At 71.1% G+C, this 18,853-nt stretch carries 16 protein-coding genes; 4 read left to right on the top strand and 12 right to left on the bottom strand.

Translation table 11 applies throughout. The features are described 5' to 3' along the window. Nucleotides 1–12 precede the first annotated feature (12 nt). From ACTMVF_RS34960 to ACTMVF_RS34935, 6 genes are read right to left on the bottom strand one after another with little or no spacing between them, the layout of a single operon-like run. Complete coding sequence (locus tag ACTMVF_RS34960; protein ID WP_441275075.1) at nucleotides 13–1,794, bottom strand: fatty acyl-AMP ligase; 1,782 nt, start codon at nucleotides 1,792–1,794, stop codon at nucleotides 13–15. Next, nucleotides 1,791–3,224: a class II 3-deoxy-7-phosphoheptulonate synthase gene (locus ACTMVF_RS34955; protein ID WP_441275074.1), complete on the bottom strand. Its 1,434-nt coding sequence runs from the start codon at nucleotides 3,222–3,224 to the stop codon at nucleotides 1,791–1,793. The genes ACTMVF_RS34960 and ACTMVF_RS34955 overlap by 4 nt, the downstream gene beginning before the upstream one ends. Further along, a complete protein-coding gene (trpC, locus tag ACTMVF_RS34950) occupies nucleotides 3,221–3,997 on the bottom strand; it encodes an indole-3-glycerol phosphate synthase TrpC (RefSeq protein WP_441275073.1) in 777 nt (258 codons plus the stop codon). The genes ACTMVF_RS34955 and trpC overlap by 4 nt, the downstream gene beginning before the upstream one ends. Continuing rightward, complete coding sequence (gene trpD, locus ACTMVF_RS34945) at nucleotides 3,994–5,019, bottom strand: anthranilate phosphoribosyltransferase (RefSeq protein WP_441275072.1); 1,026 nt, start codon at nucleotides 5,017–5,019, stop codon at nucleotides 3,994–3,996. Before trpD ends, trpC begins: the two co-directional genes overlap by 4 nt. Continuing rightward, nucleotides 5,012–5,620, bottom strand: a complete 609-nt coding sequence (locus tag ACTMVF_RS34940) for an anthranilate synthase component II (RefSeq protein WP_441275071.1) — start codon at nucleotides 5,618–5,620, stop codon at nucleotides 5,012–5,014. The genes trpD and ACTMVF_RS34940 overlap by 8 nt, the downstream gene beginning before the upstream one ends. Next, nucleotides 5,617–7,110, bottom strand: coding sequence for an anthranilate synthase component I family protein (locus ACTMVF_RS34935; protein ID WP_441275070.1), 1,494 nt, complete (start codon nucleotides 7,108–7,110; stop codon nucleotides 5,617–5,619). The genes ACTMVF_RS34940 and ACTMVF_RS34935 overlap by 4 nt, the downstream gene beginning before the upstream one ends. 256 nt (nucleotides 7,111–7,366) lie before the next feature. Between ACTMVF_RS34935 and ACTMVF_RS34930 the strand changes: the two genes are divergently transcribed. After that, nucleotides 7,367–7,663 carry an acyl carrier protein gene (locus ACTMVF_RS34930; protein ID WP_441275069.1) on the top strand — a complete coding sequence of 99 codons (297 nt, stop codon included), beginning with the start codon at nucleotides 7,367–7,369 and terminating at the stop codon, nucleotides 7,661–7,663. An 18-nt stretch (nucleotides 7,664–7,681) separates the two neighbouring features. After that, nucleotides 7,682–8,701 carry a MupA/Atu3671 family FMN-dependent luciferase-like monooxygenase gene (locus ACTMVF_RS34925; protein WP_441275068.1) on the top strand — a complete coding sequence of 340 codons (1,020 nt, stop codon included), beginning with the start codon at nucleotides 7,682–7,684 and terminating at the stop codon, nucleotides 8,699–8,701. Nucleotides 8,702–8,734: 33 nt separating this feature from the next. On the opposite strand, the gene ACTMVF_RS34920 is transcribed toward ACTMVF_RS34925, so the two are convergent. After that, nucleotides 8,735–9,781, bottom strand: coding sequence for a class I SAM-dependent methyltransferase (locus ACTMVF_RS34920; RefSeq protein WP_441275067.1), 1,047 nt, complete (start codon nucleotides 9,779–9,781; stop codon nucleotides 8,735–8,737). 245 nt (nucleotides 9,782–10,026) lie between these two features. On the opposite strand from ACTMVF_RS34920, the gene ACTMVF_RS34915 reads away from it, so the two are divergent. Further along, a complete protein-coding gene (locus ACTMVF_RS34915; protein WP_441275066.1) occupies nucleotides 10,027–12,462 on the top strand; it encodes an HAD-IC family P-type ATPase in 2,436 nt (811 codons plus the stop codon). A 600-nt stretch (nucleotides 12,463–13,062) separates the two neighbouring features. Beyond that, the gene (locus ACTMVF_RS34910; protein ID WP_441275065.1) at nucleotides 13,063–14,952 is read left to right on the top strand and encodes a BTAD domain-containing putative transcriptional regulator; all 1,890 of its coding nucleotides are present in this window, start codon (nucleotides 13,063–13,065) and stop codon (nucleotides 14,950–14,952) included. A 228-nt stretch (nucleotides 14,953–15,180) separates the two neighbouring features. On the opposite strand, the gene ACTMVF_RS34905 is transcribed toward ACTMVF_RS34910, so the two are convergent. The 5 genes from ACTMVF_RS34905 to ACTMVF_RS34885 form a co-directional block, all read right to left on the bottom strand. Continuing rightward, nucleotides 15,181–15,396, bottom strand: a complete 216-nt coding sequence (locus ACTMVF_RS34905; RefSeq protein WP_030250624.1) for an MbtH family protein — start codon at nucleotides 15,394–15,396, stop codon at nucleotides 15,181–15,183. A gap of 112 nt (nucleotides 15,397–15,508) precedes the next feature. Then, nucleotides 15,509–16,699, bottom strand: a complete 1,191-nt coding sequence (locus tag ACTMVF_RS34900) for an alpha/beta hydrolase family protein (protein WP_441275064.1) — start codon at nucleotides 16,697–16,699, stop codon at nucleotides 15,509–15,511. A 190-nt stretch (nucleotides 16,700–16,889) separates the two neighbouring features. After that, the gene (locus ACTMVF_RS34895) at nucleotides 16,890–17,327 is read right to left on the bottom strand and encodes a hypothetical protein (RefSeq protein WP_441275063.1); all 438 of its coding nucleotides are present in this window, start codon (nucleotides 17,325–17,327) and stop codon (nucleotides 16,890–16,892) included. A gap of 29 nt (nucleotides 17,328–17,356) precedes the next feature. Then, nucleotides 17,357–18,214 (bottom strand): prephenate dehydrogenase, encoded by an 858-nt coding sequence (locus tag ACTMVF_RS34890; RefSeq protein ID WP_441275062.1) that lies wholly within the window; start codon nucleotides 18,212–18,214, stop codon nucleotides 17,357–17,359. 80 nt (nucleotides 18,215–18,294) lie between these two features. Beyond that, nucleotides 18,295–18,747, bottom strand: a complete 453-nt coding sequence (locus tag ACTMVF_RS34885; RefSeq protein WP_302001148.1) for a phospholipase — start codon at nucleotides 18,745–18,747, stop codon at nucleotides 18,295–18,297. Between the last annotated feature and the right edge of the window lie 106 nt (nucleotides 18,748–18,853).

The following is an 18,853-nucleotide window of genomic DNA, read 5'->3' as shown; positions in this document are numbered from 1 at the left end:
CCTATCGGCGCGTTATCGCTCAGCCCGTCCGTCCCGCCAGTCCGCGTAGAGCGGCCGCAGGGCGCCGGCGAGGAAGAGGTCCCGCATGGCGACCCGCTGGATCTTGCCGCTCGTCGTACGCCGGACCGTGCCCCGGCGCAGCAGCGCCACCCCCCGCACGGGGAGCCCGAACTCGCGCACGACCGTCCGCTTCATGTCGGCCGCGAGCCGCGCGTACTGCTCGTCGGGCAGTTGCCGTGCGATCTCCTGCGTCACCACGAGCGCCTCCTCGTGACGCTCGCCGCGCCGGTCGACGACGGTGAACGCGGCGCCGGGCAGCGAGGACAACTCGGGGTGGCGGCTGCGCAGTTCGTGCTCGATGTCCTGCGGGTAGAGATTGCGGCCGTTGATCGTCAGGGCCTCCTTCCTCCGGCCGGTGAGGAAGAGTTCACCGTCGACCAGCGCTCCCAGGTCGCCCGTGCGCAGATACCGCTCGCCGTCGAGTACGGCGCCGAAGATCTCCTCGGTCGCTTCCGCGTTGCCCCAGTAGCCCTGGGCGACGCTGGGTCCGCTGAGCCAGATCTCCCCGACGTTCCCGTCGGGGAGCGCGGCGCCGGTCGCGGGATCGACGATCCGGCAGGCGAGGTCGTGCAGTTCGCCGCAGCTGACCAGCTCGCGTGTGGTGGTCCGCGGGGCGCCGGCCGGCTTCGCGGCGACGAGCACGTTCCGTTCCAGCAGGGCGGCGTCGGCGAGGAGCGTGGCGGGGGGCCGCGACACCGTTCCCGACACGTACAGGGTGGCCTCCGCCATGCCGTAGCAGGGCACCAGGGCCTCCGGGCGGAAGCCGTAGGGCGCGAACCGTTCGGTGAACGCCCGCAGTGTGTCCGCGCGCACGGGTTCCGAGCCGTTGACCGCGTACCGCCAGCGCGAGAGGTCGAGCCCCTCGATCTGGTCGGGGCGGGTGCGCCTTAGACACAACTCGTAGGCGAAGTCGGGCGCGTTGGAGTGGCCGATGGCGAACCGGTCGATGACGCGCAGCCATTGGTGGGGCCGGCGCACGAAGGCGATCGGGTTCATCGTGACGGCGCCCCTGCCCAGCAGGACGCCGGTGAGCAGATGACCGACGAGGCCCATGTCGTGGTAGAGGGGAATCCAGCCACCGTGCCGGGTGCCGGGCGGGACGGCGAAGCTCTCCCCCATGACGGCGACGTTGTGCAGCAGATTGCCGTGGGTGACCACGACGCCCTTGGGGTCGGAGGTCGAGCCCGAGGTGTACTGGATCAGGGCGGGGGTGTCGTGGCGCGCGCTCTCGCCGGGCGGCGGGTGCGGGGCGTCGGCCGCGCCGGGCGCGGCCCCGTCCGGTCCCTCGGTCACCAGGAGCGGGACGTCCTCCAGTGATTCCGTGCTCATCCATGCGCACACCGCCGGGCGGTTCTCGCCGTCGGTGAGGATCGCGCGGACGCCTGCCTGGCGCACGATCCCCTTGACCCGCAGGAGTTCGCGCCGGTTGTTGCCGGGCAGCGGCGCGGGTACGGCGATGAGTCCCGCGTACAGACACCCGAAGAACGCGACGGGGAACCCCGTACCGGACGGGAACTGGAGGAGCACCCGGTCGCCGGGGACGAGCCCCGCCTCCGCGCGCAGCCGTGCCGCGAGCTCGCGCGCCGCCAGATCCAGCCCGGCATACGTCAGCGTGTCGTAGGCGTCGTCATCGTCCGGGACCCGGATGTGGATCACCGCCGCCTCGTCGGGCTGCGAGCGGGCCAGAGCGCGCAGGACCTCGGGCAGGCCGGCCGCCTCGCGTATGTCGTTCATCGTTCGCCGCGCCGGAGCTCACGCAGGAACTCCCCCACGCGGAAGGCGAGTTCGATGGACTGGACGGCGTTCAGGCGCGGGTCGCAGGCGGTTTCGTAGCGGGTGGCGAGGTGGGTGTCGAGCACTTCCTCGAGGTCGCCGCCGAGGCATTCGGTGACGTCGTCGCCGGTGAGTTCGAGGTGGATCCCGCCCGGGTGCAGGCCCTCCTGCCGGTGCACCGCGAAGAACTCGGCCACCTCGGTCGTGATGTCGGAGAGCCGGCGGGTCTTGTAGCCGCTCTCGGAGACGAAGGTGTTGCCGTGCATGGGGTCGCAGGCCCACACCGGGGTGTGTCCCGCGTCGCGTACGGCCCGCAGCAGCGGCGGCAGCAGCTCGGTGCCCTTTCCGGCGCCGAGCCTGCTGATCAGGACGAGCCGCCCCGGCGCGCGGTCCGGGTCGAGGCGCTCGCACAGTTCGCGCAGCTGTCCGGGTGTCGTGGTCGGGCCGACCTTGATCCCGAGGGGGTTGCCGATGCCGGACAGCAATTCCACGTGGGCGCCGTCGAGTTGGCGGGTGCGGTCACCGATCCACACCATGTGCGCACTGGTGTCGAACCATGTGCGCCGCTTCTCGTCGTAGCGGGTCAGCGCCTGCTCGTAGTGGGGCAGCAGCGCCTCGTGCGAGGTGTAGAGCTGGATCTGGTGCAGCGCGGCCTGGGAGCGGGTGTCGACGCCGCAGGCGGACATGAACCGCAGGGCCCAGGTGATGTCGTCGGCGGCCTTCTCGTACCGCTGCCCGGCGGCGCTGCCGCGGACGAACTCCTGGTTCCAGTCGTGGACCTGGCCGAGGTCGGCGTAACCGCCCAGGGTCAGGGCCCGCAGGACGTTCAGAGCCGCCGACGAGTGCTGGTAGGCGCGCAGCAGCCGGGTGGCGTCCGCGCGGCGTGCCTCGGCGGTGAACTCGGGGCCGTTGACGATGTCCCCGCGGTAGGCGGGCAGTTCGACCCCGTCGATCGTCTCGGTGGGGCGGCTGCGGGGCTTGCCGAACTGGCCGCCGATCCGCCCGACCTTCACCACGGGCAGGCCGGATCCGTAGGTGAGCAGGATGGCCACCTGGAGGATCACGCGCAGCTTGCCGCGGACGCCGGCCTCGGTGCAGGAGCTGAACCGTTCGGCGCAGTCTCCCGCCTGCAGCAGGAAGCCCTCTCCGGCGGCGACCCCGGCGAGGGAGTGCCGCAGATCGAGGATCTCGTCCGGGAGCACCAGCGGGGGCTGCAGGGCGAGGGTGTTCTCCACGCGCCGCAGTTCCTCCGGGTCGGGCCAGTCGGGCTGCTGCGCGGCGGGGCGGCCGCGCCACGATGCGGGGCTCCAGGCGTCCTCACCCGCGCCGGCCGCGGTGTCCGGGCGGTACGAGGCCGCCGGTGCCGTCGTGTGTGTGTCGCTCGCTGTCATCCGATCAGTTCCTTGATCGTGGCGCCGGGATCCCCGGCCCGCATGAGCAGTTCTCCGACGAGGACCGCGTCCACGCCGGCCCGTTCCAGATCGCGCGCGTCCTGTGCGCCGCGGACGCCGCTCTCGCCGACCATGACCCGCCGGCCGCCCACCCGCTCGCGCAGCCGGGCGGAGAGGGTCCGGTCGATCGAGAAGTCCCGCAGGTCGCGGTGGTTGACGCCGATGACGTCGGCACCCGCCGCCAGAGCGGTGTCCACCTCGTCCTCGTCGTGCACCTCGACGAGCGCCTCCATGCCGTACTTGCGGGTGTAGGCGAGGAGTTCGGCCAGGCGCTCGGGGGTCAGCGCGGCGACGATGAGCAGCAGGGCGTCGGCGCCGAGCGCCCGGGCCTCCAGGATCTGGTACTCGTCGACGATGAAGTCCTTGCGCAGGACGGGGACGTCGGAGGCGTCGCGGGCGACCACGAGGTGGTCGGGGCTGCCCCCGAAGCCGTCCTCGTGGGTGAGGACCGACAGGGCGCAGGCGCCGCCGCCCTGATAGGCGCGGGCCAGCTCGGCAGGCCGGTAGTCGTCGGTGAGCGGCCCCTTGGAGGGGCTGCGGGGCTTCATCTCGGCGATGACGCCGAGGCCCGGCCGGCGCAGGGCGGCGGCGAAGTCCCGGGGTGGGGGCGCGGCCGCGGCAAGCACGACCAGCTCCGTCTCGGGGCGGACCGCGCGCCGCCGTTCCGTCTGCCGTTCGGCGTCTGCGACGAGGATCGCGAGGATGTCGCTCAAGCGGGCACCTCCAGTTCCGCCCGCTGCCAGGAGGCGCGGGTCCAGCGTTCGAGCAGATCGGCGGCGGCGCCGCTGTCGACCGCCGAGCCGGCGAGGCGCAGCCCGTCGGCCCAGGTGTCGGCCAGGGCGGCGACGCGCAGGGCCGCGGCCGCGTTGAGCAGGACGACGTCCCGCGCGGGCCCCGGCTCACCGGCGAGGACGCGGCGGGCCACGGCCGCGTTGACGGCGCGGTCGCCGCCGGTCAGGTCGCCGGGGCGGGACCGCGGCAGCCCGTGGTCGGCGGGGTCGAAGCGGTGAGTGGTGCGCCACCCGTCGCGCAGTTCGACCACGTGGGCGGGTGCGCCGGTGCTCAGCTCGTCCATGCCGTCCTCGCTGTGGAACACCAGGGCGCGGGTGACGCCGAGCCGGTCGAGGACCTCGGTCATCGGCTCCACGAGATCCCGGCTCGGCACCCCGAGGGTGCGCAGGCGCGCGCCCGACGGGTTGCACAGCGGGCCGAGGAGGTTGAAGACGGTGCGCGCGCCCAGTTCCCGTCGCGGGCCGGACGTGTGCTTGAACGCCGGGTGGAAGAGCGGAGCGAACAGGAAGGTGATGCCGGTGCTCCGCAGACAGGCGGCGGCGTCGTCGGCACCGAGGTCGATGCGGACCCCGAGTTCCTCCAGGACGTCCGCGCTGCCGCAGGCGGACGACGCGCTGCGGTTGCCGTGCTTGGCGACGCGGACCCCGCAGGCCGCGGCGACGATCGCGGACACGGTGGAGATGTTGAAGGTGTTCAGGCCGTCGCCGCCGGTCCCGCAGGTGTCGAGCAGCTCTCCCTCGCACCGTACGGGGGTGGCGAACTCCTGGGCCGCGCGGGCCATTCCCACGAGGTCGTCGACGGAGACGCCGCGCACCGTGACGGCCAGCGCGAACCCCGCGATCTGTGCCGGCGTCGCCTCGCCGCGCATGATCACGCGCATCGCCTCGGCCGCCTCGGCCTCGGTCAGGCGCCGCCGGGCGACCGTTCTCAGTAGCTCAATCATCACCGCACTCCAGGAAGTTCGCGATCAGCTGCTTGCCCTCGGGGCTGAGCACCGATTCCGGGTGGAACTGCACGCCGTAGGTCGGGTGCTCGCGGTGGCGCAGGCCCATGATCGTGCCGTCCGCCGTGCGGGCCGTGACGACGAGCGCGTCCGGCAGACCGGCGGCGCTCACCACGAGCGAGTGGTACCGGGTGGCCGTGAACGGGTCGGGGAGCCCGGCGAGCACACCGCTGCCGTCGTGGTGCACCAGAGAGGTCTTGCCGTGCACCTGCTCTCCGCGGACCACCGAGCCGTCGAAGGCCGCGGCGATGCCCTGGTGGCCCAGGCAGACCCCGAGGATCGGCAGCCGTCCGCTCAGTTCGCGGACCGCCTCGACGGAGACCCCGGCGTCGGCCGGCGTACCGGGCCCCGGCGAGATCAACAGCAGGTCGAACCCGGCGAGTTCGGCGACACCGACGGCATCGTTGCGGAAGACCGTGGGCCGGCCGCCCATCTCGGTGACGTAGTGCACGAGGTTGTAGGTGAACGAGTCGTAGTTGTCGATCACCGCGACGCGCGGTCCCTCGGCGGGGCCGGGGCGGGTTCCGGTCGAGGTGCTCATGCCTGGGCCTCCGCCCGCCGTACGGCCGTGATCATCGCGCGCGACTTGTGCAGCGTCTCGCGGTACTCGGACGTGGCGTCCGAGTCGGCGACGATGCCCGCGCCCGCCTGCACATGTACCTGGCCGTCGGCCACGACCATGGTGCGCAGGGCGATCGCGAAGTCGGTCAGTCCGTCGAGGCCCACGAAGCCGAGGGCGCCGCCGTAGACACCGCGCTGCTGGGGCTCCAGCTCCGCGATGATCTCCATGGCGCGGATCTTGGGTGCCCCGGAGAGGGTTCCGGCGGGGAAGGTGGAGCGCAGGGCGTCCAGCGCGCCGTAGCCCGGTGCGAGCAGGCCCGAGACGGTGGACGACAGGTGCATCACGTGGGAGAAGCGCTCGACCCGCATGAGCTGCTCCACCTGTACGGTGCCCGGTTCGGTGACCCGGCCGAGGTCGTTGCGGCCGAGGTCGACCAGCATCACGTGCTCGGCGCGTTCCTTCTCGTCGGCGAGCAGTTCGTGCTCCAGGTCCAGGTCCTGACGGGGGTCGAGGTGCCGGGGCCGGGTGCCGGCCAGCGGCCGGGTCTCCACGCGGCGCCCTTCCGCCTTGACGAGCAGCTCGGGCGACGCCCCGATGATGTGGCGGCCCCCGCCCAGGCTCAGGTGGTACATGTACGGCGACGGGTTGGTCGCCCGCAGATGCCGGTACAGGTCGAGCGGTTCGGCACGCAGGGGCCTGCTGAGCCGCCGGGACAGCACGATCTGGAAGGCGTCGCCGGCCGCGATGTGCTCGCGGGCGCGGGCGACACGGTCCTTGAACTCGGCCTCGGTGAGGTTGGCGGTCCAGCCGTCCGTCGCCTCCGCGTCCGGCGGGGCGGTGTCCGCGAGCGGCCGGCCCGTGAACCCGTCGGGCCTGCCCGCGTCCCGCAGCCTGCGGTTGAGGTGGACGATCCGGGCCACGGCGTCGTCGTAGGACTCATGTGCCGGGCGGTACAGGGTCATCAGCAGGACGCGCCGGGTGGCGTGGTCGAAGACCACCAGGTCGTCGGCGGCCAGGAAGGCGGACTCGGGCAGGCCGGGCGGCGCGCCCGCGGAGACCGGCAGCTCTTCGAAGTGGCGTGCCGCCTCGTAGCCGAGATAGCCGACGACCCCTCCGTGGAACGGCGGCAGGCCGTGGAGCGGGGCCTCCGACACCGCGAGCAGGGGTTCCAGTGCGGCCAGCGGGTCACCGTCGGGCAGGTCGAGCGGGACCGGCCGGTGTCCCACGTACGAGTAGCGTGCGACGCCGCCGGAGACGGGCACGCTCTCCAGCAGGAAGCCCGCCTCGTCCGGCCCGCACAGCTGGGAGAACGCGGTGACAGGGCTGATCACATCGGCCAGGAACTCCTGGTGGAGCGGAATGACGTCGTACTCCCGCGCCAGCGCCGCGGCGGCGGCGCGGTGGGGCACGGTGGCGCGGGCGGCCTCGGCCGCGTCCGCCGTGAGTTCTGCGATGGGATGGGTGGTCATGTCGCCTTCCCTGTCGTAAATTATTCGCCTGCCGACGAAGGGCAGAAAATCAAATGCGGCCGTGAATCCACCGCTCCGCACTTTATGAATGAGCCTTATAGCTTCGCTATTGAAGGAATATCCATTGCGCGGCCTCGGAATGTCTTGACGCGACGTCACGCGCGCTGTTACTTTCCGATGGATCCATCGCATTTGCTCGCCCCGAGTTGCGGCCCGCGTCTCCACCATCTGCCAACGCATCAGCAACCGAGGGGACATGGTGGACATGGCGCACGCCCAGCACTCACCCGAGACCGTCCGGACCTGGCTCATCACCTGTTTCGCCGGTCAAGTCCGGCTCCCGGAACAGGACATCGACCCGGGACGGCCGTTCTCGGACCACGGCTTGAACTCCGTCGCCTTCGCGGGTCTGGCCGCCGATATCGAGGACCACTTCGGCGTCGTGGTCACAGCCGACGAAATGTGGGACCACCCGAGCGTCGACGCACTCAGCCTGCTCATCGCGCGGAAACTGGCGGACACGCCGGCCGGCGCGCTGGGCAGCGCGAGCTGAGAAGGCGGGCAATCAGCCGTGGATTTCAGTCTGTTGTACTTCGCGAACAGGAAAGTGGACGACGCGCCCGCCGAGTACGACCTGCTCTTCGACAGCGCGCGCTTCGCCGACCGCAACGGCTTCACCGCGGTGTGGCTGCCCGAGCGGCACTTCCACCCCTTCGGGGGCGCCTACCCCAATCCGGCACTGGCCGCGGCCGCCCTCGCGGCACAGACCGAACGGGTCCGGCTGCGGGCGGGCAGTGTCGTCGCCCCGCTCCACGACCCGCTGACCGTGGTGGAGGACTGGGCGTTCGTCGACAACCTCTCCCGCGGACGTGTCGACCTGGCCCTGGCCACCGGCTGGAACGCGCACGACTTCGTGCTGGCCCCGGAGCGCTACGCCGCCCGTCGCGCCCACACGCTGGACAGCCTGGCCGAGGTGCGGGACCTGTGGGCGGGCAGGACCGTCGAGCGCACCGACGGCAAGGGCCGGCGGGCGCGGGTCGCGACCTATCCGCGCCCCGTCCAGCCGGACTTGGACCTGTGGCTGACCTGCTCGTCGCACCCCGCGGGATTCGAGGAGGCCGGCGCGCTCGGACTCCATGTGCTGACCGCTCTGCTCTTCCAGCGCGTGGAGGACCTGGTGCCACGGATCCGCGCGTACCGTGCCGCGCGCGAGCGGGCCGGCCACGACCCGGACACCGGCCGGGTGACGCTGATGGTGCACACCTTCGTCGGTGAGTCCGACGACGCGGTACGTGAGGTGGTGCGCGCCCCGTTCCTGGAGTACCTGGCGTCGTCCGTGGACCTGTGGCGGGACCGCTGGCCGGAACTGGGTGCCCACAGCGGCCCCCAGCTCCTCCACCACGCCTTCGAGCGCTACTTCCGCACCGCGGCTCTGTTCGGCTCGGTCGACAAGTGCGTGCGCTTCGTGGCACGGCTGCGGGAGGCCGGGGTCGACGAGGTGGCCTCGCTCATCGACTTCGGCGCGCCGGCCCCGGCCACCCTGGACGCCCTGCGCCGACTGGACCGGGTGCGGCGCGCCTTCGTCCGCTGAACAGGCCCTGCCGGGCCCGCCGTTGCCGCTGGTTCAGCGGCCGTCGGGCCCGGCGGCGGCGATGCGCCCGACGCCGACGACCGCGCGCCGCGGGATGGTGATGCGCCACTTGCCGGTGGCTTCCTCATAGCGCAGCTCGCTCGCCCGGAGGGACCCTTCGCCCTCCGGGTAGCGGAAGATGGACTTCGCGGTCTCGGTCACCCAGCGGTACGCCTCGTTCTCGGTCCGGCCGTCGAAGACCTTGACCAGGCCGTACATGTTGAGCAGGTACCGGCCGATCTCGATCTCGGCCTCTTCCGGGGTGGCGCCGACGGCGGTGTACGGGTCGTCGATCTCCACGACCTCGCGGTGGTCGTACCCGGCCTTCTCCAGATAACCGTCGATCTCGTCGCGGGTGAAGTGCAGGAACTTGTGGCCGGTCGCCGAGTACACGTCGGTCACCTCCTCGAACCAGACGTCCACGGGCGAGCCGACGAGGAAGTCGTGCAGGATGAACGTCCCGCCGGGGCGGAGCATGCGGTGGGCCTCGGTGGCCACCGTCTGACGGTCCGAGGGCGGCACGTGGTGCGAACCGTAGGCCAGCAGCACGGCGTCGACGGTCCGGTCGCGCAGCAGGGGCTGCTCCGCGCGCTGCAGCAGCGCCGGCATGCCCGCCGCCCACGCCGACGCGACCATGTGCGGGGACGCGTCGCACGTCAGGATGTTGAAGTCGCCGATGCCCAGCTCCTCGCACACCTTGCGCACCAGGCCGTCCCCGCCCAACAGGTCGACCAGGACGGGCCGTTCGCCGTCCGGTGTTCGGCGGGCGGTGTCGGCGAAGCCGAGGAGTTCGCGGATACCCGTCTCGCGGGCCAGCGAGTTCAGCGTCTGGGCCTGCACGTACTCCACGCCGCGGCTGCCTTCCGTGTCGGCGCCGAAGTCGTCGTGCTGCTCCAGGGCGGTGCACAGGGCGGCCTCCCAGGCGGCGAGCCGCTGCGGATCGGCAAGGGCGTGCAGCTCGGGATGGCTCCGCCGGAGTTCTTCCAGCTGACTCTGCACGTCATCCCCTGTCACGGTGTATCCGCTCGTCTGTGCGTGCATGAGTGAGGATCTCCTCTGCCTGGGGGGAAGGGACTTGCGAGCACGAGGCTAGAAGCGCGCACTTTCCCCTCGATATTGATCCGTTTTCGCTCTGCCGGACGGCGGGGACGTCCCTGCCGAAAGTAAGGCCGAAGAGACGTCGTTCGTGCGTGGTGACGATGGGAGGCGGGCTCCTACTGTCGATGCGCGGAGAGATCATCCGCCAAAAGTGCAGAGCGCGGAGCCGAGTCCGGAGGACGTCAGGGATGAAGAAGCAGTTGGACGAGCCCGGCGGCCCCGCCGACGCCGTGGCCCGGGGCGTCGGCGACGCCCCGCCACCCGGAACGCTCGTCGACGGGCACGCCGGGCTGACGTCGGCTCAGGTCGCCGAGCGCGTCGCCGCCGGCCGTGTCAACGACGTGCCGACCCGGTCGAGCCGCAGCATCGGCGAGATCGTCCGGAGCAACCTGTTCACCCGCATCAACGCGATCATCGGTGTGCTGTTCGTCATCATCATGATCGTCGGCCCTGTGCAGGACGGGCTGTTCGGCGGCGTCATCCTCGCCAACACGCTGATCGGCATCATCCAGGAGGTGCGCGCCAAGCGGACCCTCGACCAGCTCGCGATCGTCGGCGAGAGCCGTCCGCGCGTCTGGCGCGACGGGCAGCGCGTCACGCTCAGCGCCTCCGAGATCGTCATGGACGACGTCATCGACCTGGGCCAGGGCGACAAGATCGTGGTGGACGGCACGGTCACCACGGCCGAGAACCTGGAGGTCGACGAGTCGCTGCTCACGGGCGAGGCGGATCCGGTCGTCAAGCGACCCGGCGACGCGGTGATGTCCGGCAGCTTCGTGGTGGCCGGGTCCGGCGCCTTCACCGCCACCCGGGTGGGACGGGAGGCGTACGCCTCCCAACTCGCCGAGGAGGCCCGGCGCTTCAGCCTCGTCAACTCCGAGCTGCGCAACGGCATCGACCGGATCCTGAAGTTCGTCACCTACGCGATCATCCCGGCGGGCATCTCGCTGATCATCACGCAGTTCATGGTGAACGACGACGATCTGCCCGAGGCGATCCGCCGCATGGTGGGCGGTCTCGTACCCATGGTCCCCGAGGGTCTCGTCCTGCTGACCTCGCTGGCCTTCGCGGTCGGGGTGGTCCGGCTCGGCAAGAAGCAGTGCCTGGTCCAGGAGCTGCCCGCCATCGAGGGCCTGGCCCGGGTGGACACCGTGTGCCTGGACAAGACGGGAACGCTCACCGAGGCGTCGATGGACGTCGACGAGGTCCTTCCGCTGCTGCCGTCCGTACCCGTCGCGGAGGTGCTCGGTGCCCTCGGCGCCGCCGACGAGCGCCCCAACTCCAGCCTGCAGGCGATCATCGAGGCCTACCCCGCTCCCGAGGGCTGGCGGCGCACCGCGACCGCGCCGTTCTCCTCGGCCCGGCGGTGGAGCGGCGCCACGTTCACCCAGCCGTCCGGTGAGGGGTCGACCTGGCTGCTCGGCGCGCCCGACACGATGCTGCCGGCCGGGCACTCCGTGCTCACCGCCGCCGACTCCTACGGCGCGCGGGGTCTGCGCGTCCTGCTCCTGGCGCGCTGCTCACGGCCGCTGGACGAGCTCCTGGACGACGCGGCGACCGTGTCCGACGCGGTCACGCCGGCCGCGCTCGTCGTCATCAAGCAGCGCATCCGGCAGGAGGCGCCCGCCACCCTGCGGTACTTCGCCGACCAGGGCGTCTCGGCCAAGGTGATCTCGGGCGACAACGCGGTGTCCGTCGGCGCCGTCGCGTCGAGCCTGTCCCTGCCCGGCGCGGACAACCCGGTGGACGCCCGGTTCCTCCCGGAGCACCCGGAGGAACTGGCCGACGCCGTCGAGCAGAACGCCATCTTCGGGCGGGTGGGCCCCCAGCAGAAGCGGGACATGGTGGGCGCCCTGCAGTCCCGGGGCCACACCGTGGCGATGACCGGCGACGGCGTCAACGACGTCCTCGCGCTCAAGGACGCCGACATCGGCGTGGGAATGGGCTCGGGCAGCCCGGCGACCCGGGCGGTGGCCCAGATCGTGCTGCTCAACAACAACTTCGCCTCGCTGCCCTCGGTGGTCGCGGAGGGCCGCCGGGTCATCGGCAACATCGAGCGCGTGGCCAACCTGTTCCTCACCAAGACCGTGTACTCGGTGCTGATGGCCATCGTCATCGTGATCGCCCAGGTGCCGTACCCCTTCCTGCCGCGTCACATCACGCTGGTCGGCTCCCTCACCATCGGCATCCCCGCGTTCTTCCTCGCGCTGGCCCCCAACTCGGAGCGCGCCAGGTCGAACTTCGTGGGCCGCGTCCTGCGGTTCGCCATTCCCGCCGGCGCGCTCGCGGCGACGGCCACCTCGGTCGCCTATCTGTTCGCCCGGTCCGTGTACGACGACAACCTGGACGCCGAGACCTCGGCGGCGACCCTCGCGCTGTTCCTCACGGCCCTGTGGGCGCTGGCCATCATCGCCCGCCCCTACACCTGGTGGCGGATCCTGCTGGTCCTGACGATGGCGGTGTCGTTCGCCGTCGTGCTGGTGGTGCCGTATCTCCAGGAGTTCTTCCAGCTGAAGCTGGTCGGTGTCGCGGCGCCGTGGACGGCGGTCGCCTGTGCCGCGGTCGCCGGACTGGTGCTGGAGTTCGTATGGGCCCGTATGCGTCGGCGGCTGGCCGACGACTGAACCAGCGAAGGCGGTGACATCCCCCGGACCGCCCTCGCGAGAGGAAGGGACGCCCGGCCCGTGCCGGGCGTCCCTTTCGTCTGTCCGCTGCCCGGTCACGTGGTGCGATCCAGCCAATCCCCCGACGTGACCGATCCCGGTCCCTCGCCCTCGGACCGCCGCGGCCCCACCGCCCCGCCGGCCCCCGCGATCAGGGGGCGGGCGCCGTCGCCACCAGGGACGATCATGCCTGAGCGGGGCCAGGTCCCGAATGAGGCGTTCGCGGAATAGGCGCGGCGAACTATCGAAAGCAAGGTGTGATACCTGCCGAAAGTTGAGTGTTGAGTCCAACGAAGATCCGTATCATTTAACAGAAGGCAGGGGGGAGCCAGCTACGAACGATAAATCTGATGCATCAAACGACCCGTACTCGCCACGCCCGCTAACGCGCACAAATGCGGAGCCGAGCATTCCATTTTGCTCAGGAGGCGCACGAGCGAGAGGTCTCCCGAGGATCGCGGCGCAGGCCGGTCCCATGCATCGAGTCGGCCACGCCCAGCAGATCCAGGATCTTCATTGCACAGACATTACTGAAACTTGACGCGGGGGTCTCAAGAAATCATGAATGTTCACCTCATAGGTCCGATACCCCAGGGAGTCGGCAAGCCCAATACGAAAGAAGCCATCGAATCCGGCCTGGAATTCCGAATACTCGGGCCGCTCGAAGTGCAGATGAATGGCCAAGGTCTCACGGTCGGCGGGCCTCGGCAGCGGGCGGTTCTCTCCGCATTACTGCTCTCCGTGAATCAGGTCGTGTCTTTCGATTCACTGATAGAAAAGGTCTGGAACGGCCGCCCGCCGAGCACGGCCCGCACCCAGGTGGCGATCTGCATCGCCACCCTGCGCAAGATCTTCCGCAGCGCGGGCTGGGGACAGGACACGATCATCACGGCCACCCCCGGGTACATGCTCAACCTCGCCGGCCACTCGCTCGACTCCCTGCGCTTCGAGCAACTGATCGCCCGGGCCACGGAGTGGACGGCGGACAACCGCCCGGCGGAGGCGGCGGCAGCCCTGCGGGAGGCGCTGGCACTGTGGCGCGGCCCGGCTCTCGGCGGCGTGTACGCGCCCTTCGCCGAGACCGAGGCGGCCCGTCTCGACGAACAGCGGATGCTGGCCGTGGAGCAGCAGATGGCGCTGCGTCTCCAACTCGGCGAGCACCAGGCCGTGCTCGGTGAGCTCCAGGCGCTGGTCGGCGCCTGCCCGCTGCGCGACCGGCTGCGCTACTACCTGATGCTCGCCCAGTACCGTTCGGGCCGGCGCGCTGAGGCGCTCACGACATTCCGCGACGGAATGCGGCACTCCATTGAGGAGATCGGCCTCGAACTGGGCGCCGAGCTGCAGTCGCTCCACGACTCGATCCTGCGGGACGAATTCCCCCAGCTCGACGTTCCCGGCATTGCCGCGCCACAAAGAGACAGACCCCAGCCGGTACCGTGCCAGCTCCCGGAAAGCGACGCGTACTTCACCGGACGTAGTCGCGAGCAGTGGCTTATGGATGACGCGCTGCTCAACAGTTCTCCGCAGAATCCATCCCCCATCGCGTACATCACGGGAAGCCCGGGAATCGGAAAGACGAGCCTCGCCGTCAACTGGGCGCACCGGGCGGCGCACAGGTTTCCCGACGGGCAGCTGTTCGCCGACCTCCGGCAGGGCCGGACCCTGGACGTGCTCCACCAGTTCCTTCGCCAGCTGGGAGCCGAGGGGCCGCTGCCCACGGACGTCTCGGAGGCCGCCGAGCGCTATCGCGCGCTGCTGGAGGGCAAGCGGGTCCTGGTGGTCCTCGACCACGCGTCGTCGTACGCCAGGCTGCGTCATCTGCTGCCCGGGAGCGGTGAGTGCTGCGTACTCATCACCGGACAGGCCAACCTGGACGAACTCCTGCAGAAGTACTGCGCCCTGCGGCTGCGCGTCGGCCCGTTGTCCGACGAGGAGTCGCGGGAGGTGCTGACCAGCGTGCTGCGGGACTCCAGGGCCGAGGACAACCCCCGGGCCACCCGGCAGCTCAGCGCGCTGTGCGGTCACACACCCCTGGCGCTGCGTGCCGCGGCGGCCAGGCTGCTCACCAAGCAGCACTGGCAGGTGTCCGATCTGGTACGCCGCCTGGAACGCTCCGCCGACCGGCTGGCGGAACTCAGCATCGGTGAGGATTCGCTGCGCGCCCGACTCGACCGCAGCATGCGGGAGTTGGACCCGAGTGCGGCCGACGCCTACCGCGAGTTGAGCCGTCTCGACGACGCCGACTTCGAGGCGGCGGAGGCGGCGAAGGTGCTCGGCGCGGATCTGCTGGACGCCGAGGACCTCATCGAGACCCTGGTGGACGCGCAGCTCCTGGAAGTGGTGGGCCGCAGCCCCTGGGGCGAGATGCGCTACCGATGGCAGGAGTTGGTGCGACTCCACGCGTTCCACTCCCTGCGTGCCGCCGCGGGCCTGGCGGACTGCGTCGGCTGAGCCGAGCGAACCGGCACCGCGCACCGACCCGGACAGCGCGCTCGACGACGGCCCGTACGAACCCGAGAGGGTCGTACGGGCCGTAGCGTTCCGTAATCAGGGTTCGGGCGTACGCCGCCGAATCCGCCCCGGACAGCACTGCGCCCCGCCGGATCTCATCCGGCGGGGCGGCAGCGGTGCGGCGCGATCCGGCGGCGCGGGCGCGCCTGTGCCGGGGCCGCCGCCGGGTCAGCTGTCGACGCTCATCGCCTCGACGAGGCTCCTGGGCCGCATGTCGGTCCAGTTCTTCTCCACGTACTCCAGGCAGGCCTCCCTGTCGGACTCGCCGAAGGCGACCGTCCATCCGGCCGGCACGTCCACGAAGGACGGCCACAGCGAATGCTGGCCCTCATCATTGACAAGCACGAGATAGCGGCCGTCTGCGTCTTCGAACGGATTGGTCACTTCGCATTCCTTCCGGGAACGTCGGCGGAGATTCTGCGCGGGCTGCGGCCCCTGCTTCCGACCTTGGCCAAGATACTGAGCCCGCGTTTCCTTCCGATATTGGTTCGTTTTTTCAACCAGTGGCCGGGGCCACCGGGCTGTCGTGGCGGCGGACCTCCGGTAGGTGCTGCGCCACCGCGTCGAGGCGAGGACCGAAGCGGTGCGGGAGCCGTTCGTCGAGAAGGGCCACGATCAGCTCCCGGGTGATCCGGCTGCCGTCCCCGGAGGGCAGCGTGACATCCGGGCCGGCCCGCCCGATCCGTTCCAGCAGGGGCGCGTAGTCGGTGAAGGACAGATGGCCCGCGCCGTCCACCGAGAACCAGCGGCGCCAGCCGGAGAGGTCCTGCCAGGCCCGGTCCCAGGTCCGGTCGCTGCCGGGCCGGCCGTGCTCGCCCGCGCCCAGCAGCACGAACGGCCTCTCGACCGTGGTGGTGCCGGATGTGTGGACCGTGCCGTCCATGTTCACCCCGAGCGCGAACCCGGAATCGGTGCGCAGCGCCTCGAACGCGGCGGCCCCGCCCATGGAGTGGCCCACCAGCGCGACCCTCGACGGGTCCAGCCGCGGCAGCCCGCCGGCCCGGGCCGAACGGATCAACCGTTGCCGTACGAACGACAGATCAGCCGCGCGGGTCGCGGCGACCACCGCTCCCTCCGGTCGCCGCTCGCAGGCCAGGCAGCCCGTCACGCGGCCGTCGGGATGGCGGATGGCCGCGGCCTCGTAGGCGTGGTCGACCGCGGCCACCGCGTACCCCCTGCTCGCCAGTTCCTCGGCGAGCCCCGTCAGCGACGACCGGGGCAGCGCGAAACCGGGCGACAACAGCACCAGAGGCAGACCGCGTCCGGGCGCGGCCACCGGCGGCGCGGCCACCCGCGCGTGGACGCGGATGCGGCTGAGCAGGTCGGCGGGTACGCCCTCGACCCGGTGCCGGCGCAGGATCATCTCCGATTCCCGCACCGTGACGTAGCGGGCGCGCGGCGCCGTGGAGGCCCGGGCCGGATACCAGAGCGAGACCGTCAACTCCCGGACGCGCGCGGGGTTCCAGGGGTCGCGCCGGGAGGTGTCGCGCAGCTCCGTCGTCCGCAGGCCGACCGGCCGGGCGCCGGTCGGCGCGGGCAGGGCGGGCGCGGTCCAGGCGGCCTCTTCGGGTGCCGGTGCGGCCACGCCCGGACCGCTCGCGGCGGCGGGCGCGACCGCCAGCATCGCGGCCACCACGAGGGCGGCACATCGACGCACCGGGCGTCCTGCTCCGGTCACCTTCAGCATCAGCGCTCAATTCGTCGAGAAGTACTGAACGCTGATGACGTTAGGAGCGGAGAATGCAATCCGAAAGCGCTGGCGGCATTTACATCACCATGGTCAGTGAGGATTCGTTTCGAAATCCGTCCCGGCCCGGGGATACGCCTGCACTTCCGTCATTCATTCCGGTGTGCTGCCCTTCCCTTCGGCAGGGCGGTCACCAGGATTCCGTGTGGAGGCGCAGCGACGTCACACCGGTGACGTCCCTCGGACCGTACTCGTCCTCGGTGGGGTCGTAGTCGAACTCGATGTACGCCTCGCCGCCCGGGAAGTGAGGGCAGGCCACAGGAGTGCCGCTGGACGTGCTTCCGGAGGCGGTCTCCCAGCCGATGGTCCAGCCCACGCAGTAGCTGTCTCCTCCGGTGAAGGGGCCGCCGGGCTTGAGGTCCTCGACGTGACCGGTCACCCGCGCCCGGCCGTCCTCGACACAGACGGTGATCTCGCCCCTGGCGAAGTCCTGGGTGTCACTCTTGGTGACACAGTCCGCCGTTGTCGCCTCGGCGGGAGCGGCGGAGGCCGTCGGTGTCGCGAGGAGCGCGGCCGCTCCCAGCGCTCCGGCGACGGCCGTGGCGCGCAGGGTCCTACGCATGGTCATGTCCCTTCCGTCGGTGGTGTTTCGGTGCATCAGGGCCGGGGCGCGTCCAGCTCCCGGATGCGGGCCCGCCCTGCCACGCCGAAGCGCAGGGTCTCCCGCAGCCGGACCGGGCGGGCCGCGTCCCCGGATCGGGCGACGTCGCGCAACTCCCGTGCCATGGCCTGCGCTTCGGCCGCCCAGTCGTCCAGTTGGTCGGCGACCGGGCCGGCGTTGGCCGTGAGGATCTCGGCCCACCGCTCGGGGTTGCCGTCCGCGGTCCTGGTGACGTCGCGCAGGTCCTGGCCGGCCAGCCGTACGGCCGACTCGTCGCCGCCGAGCAGCCGGGCGGCGACGAGGCTGGAGACGAGGTGCGGCGTGTGCGAGACGAGGGCGACCGCGCGGTCGTGGGTCTCGGGGTCCAGCAGCACCGAGACCGCCCCGCACAGAGCGACCAGTTCCAGTGCGGTGTTCAGGGCGAGATTCCCGGTGAGCTCGGTCGGGGTGAGGGCCCAGGGCCTGCCGTCGAAGAGATCGGCCCGCGCCTGCGACCGGCCCGCTCCCCCGCCGACCACGGGTGCCCCGCTGACCAGAGAGGTCATATCGCAGCCGTGCGCCCGGGCCTCCTGGTGCAGCCGGACCTTGACGCCGGAGACATCCGTGTAGCAGCGGGCGGTGCCGAGCTTCTGGTGCTCGGCGAGCACCGGAGCGACGAGCGCGGGCGGTACCGCGATCACCGCGATGTCGGCCTGCTGCGGTGGGTGCGCGGCGAAGCCCGCGCCGCACTCCTCGCCGGCCAGCGCCGCCTCGGGGTCCGCGTCGATCAGATAGGTGGTCACGCCGTGTCGCCGCAGTGCGAGCCCCACGGAGCGACCGATCAGTCCGGCGCCCACTATGACGGCGCTGCGCATGCGTCTCCCTCTCTCACCGTCGGCCCCGATCCGGCAGGCGCGGACCGGCTCCGCCAGGCGCCGGTCCGCGCGGATCCGCGTCAGCCGAACAGCTTGACGGCCTGGTAGTAGGTCCAGGCCGTGCTGTTGCAGGCCGTGTTCTTCTCGCCGGTGTAGTCGACGCAGACGCGCTTCATGTCCTCGTAGAAGGCGCTGTCGACGCGGCTCTTGTTGGCGTCGAACTGGCCCGCCGCCTTGTAGTTGCGGTAACCGAAGTCGTGCCGCGCACAGGCCGTCTGGAACGGGAAGCCGAACGGGTTGTCGGGTGACGCGGTGCAGTAGTCGGTCGACCAGTCGAACTCGTAGGCGGACCAGGCGGCCTGGTTCCGCTGGGCCGCGATCCACGCGTTCTGGCTCGACGCGCTGGTCTGAGTGAAGGAGGAGAGCACCTGCGGCTTGTCGGCGGGGGCCGCATACGCGGGAGCGGCCGCCACACCGAGCGCGAGCGCGCATCCGGCGGCGACCGTGAGGGTCGTGGTCGTACGACGACGCATGGAACAGCCTCCAGGGTGGGGTGAGGATCCAGCGCTCCCACCTTGGCGATGACCGCTATAGGGCCCTTATCGCGCTGTTATCAGGATCTGTTCCGCGTACGGCGAA

The organism is Streptomyces sp. SD31 (assembly GCF_052068475.1).
Lineage (GTDB): Bacteria > Actinomycetota > Actinomycetes > Streptomycetales > Streptomycetaceae > Streptomyces.
This window is presented reverse-complemented; position numbering and strand designations above follow the sequence as displayed.

Coding starts and splice junctions, on each gene's coding strand:
- ACTMVF_RS34955 (WP_441275074.1), bottom strand. CDS start 3,224: ATGACAGCGAGCGACACACACACGACGGCACCGGCGGCCTCGTACCGC.
- ACTMVF_RS34890 (WP_441275062.1), bottom strand. CDS start 18,214: ATGCGCAGCGCCGTCATAGTGGGCGCCGGACTGATCGGTCGCTCCGTG.
- ACTMVF_RS34920 (WP_441275067.1), bottom strand. CDS start 9,781: ATGCACGCACAGACGAGCGGATACACCGTGACAGGGGATGACGTGCAG.
- ACTMVF_RS34885 (WP_302001148.1), bottom strand. CDS start 18,747: ATGCGTCGTCGTACGACCACGACCCTCACGGTCGCCGCCGGATGCGCG.
- ACTMVF_RS34900 (WP_441275064.1), bottom strand. CDS start 16,699: ATGCTGAAGGTGACCGGAGCAGGACGCCCGGTGCGTCGATGTGCCGCC.
- ACTMVF_RS34935 (WP_441275070.1), bottom strand. CDS start 7,110: ATGACCACCCATCCCATCGCAGAACTCACGGCGGACGCGGCCGAGGCC.
- ACTMVF_RS34940 (WP_441275071.1), bottom strand. CDS start 5,620: ATGAGCACCTCGACCGGAACCCGCCCCGGCCCCGCCGAGGGACCGCGC.
- ACTMVF_RS34910 (WP_441275065.1), top strand. CDS start 13,063: ATGAATGTTCACCTCATAGGTCCGATACCCCAGGGAGTCGGCAAGCCC.
- trpD (WP_441275072.1), bottom strand. CDS start 5,019: ATGATTGAGCTACTGAGAACGGTCGCCCGGCGGCGCCTGACCGAGGCC.
- ACTMVF_RS34960 (WP_441275075.1), bottom strand. CDS start 1,794: ATGAACGACATACGCGAGGCGGCCGGCCTGCCCGAGGTCCTGCGCGCT.
- ACTMVF_RS34915 (WP_441275066.1), top strand. CDS start 10,027: ATGAAGAAGCAGTTGGACGAGCCCGGCGGCCCCGCCGACGCCGTGGCC.
- ACTMVF_RS34930 (WP_441275069.1), top strand. CDS start 7,367: ATGGTGGACATGGCGCACGCCCAGCACTCACCCGAGACCGTCCGGACC.
- ACTMVF_RS34895 (WP_441275063.1), bottom strand. CDS start 17,327: ATGACCATGCGTAGGACCCTGCGCGCCACGGCCGTCGCCGGAGCGCTG.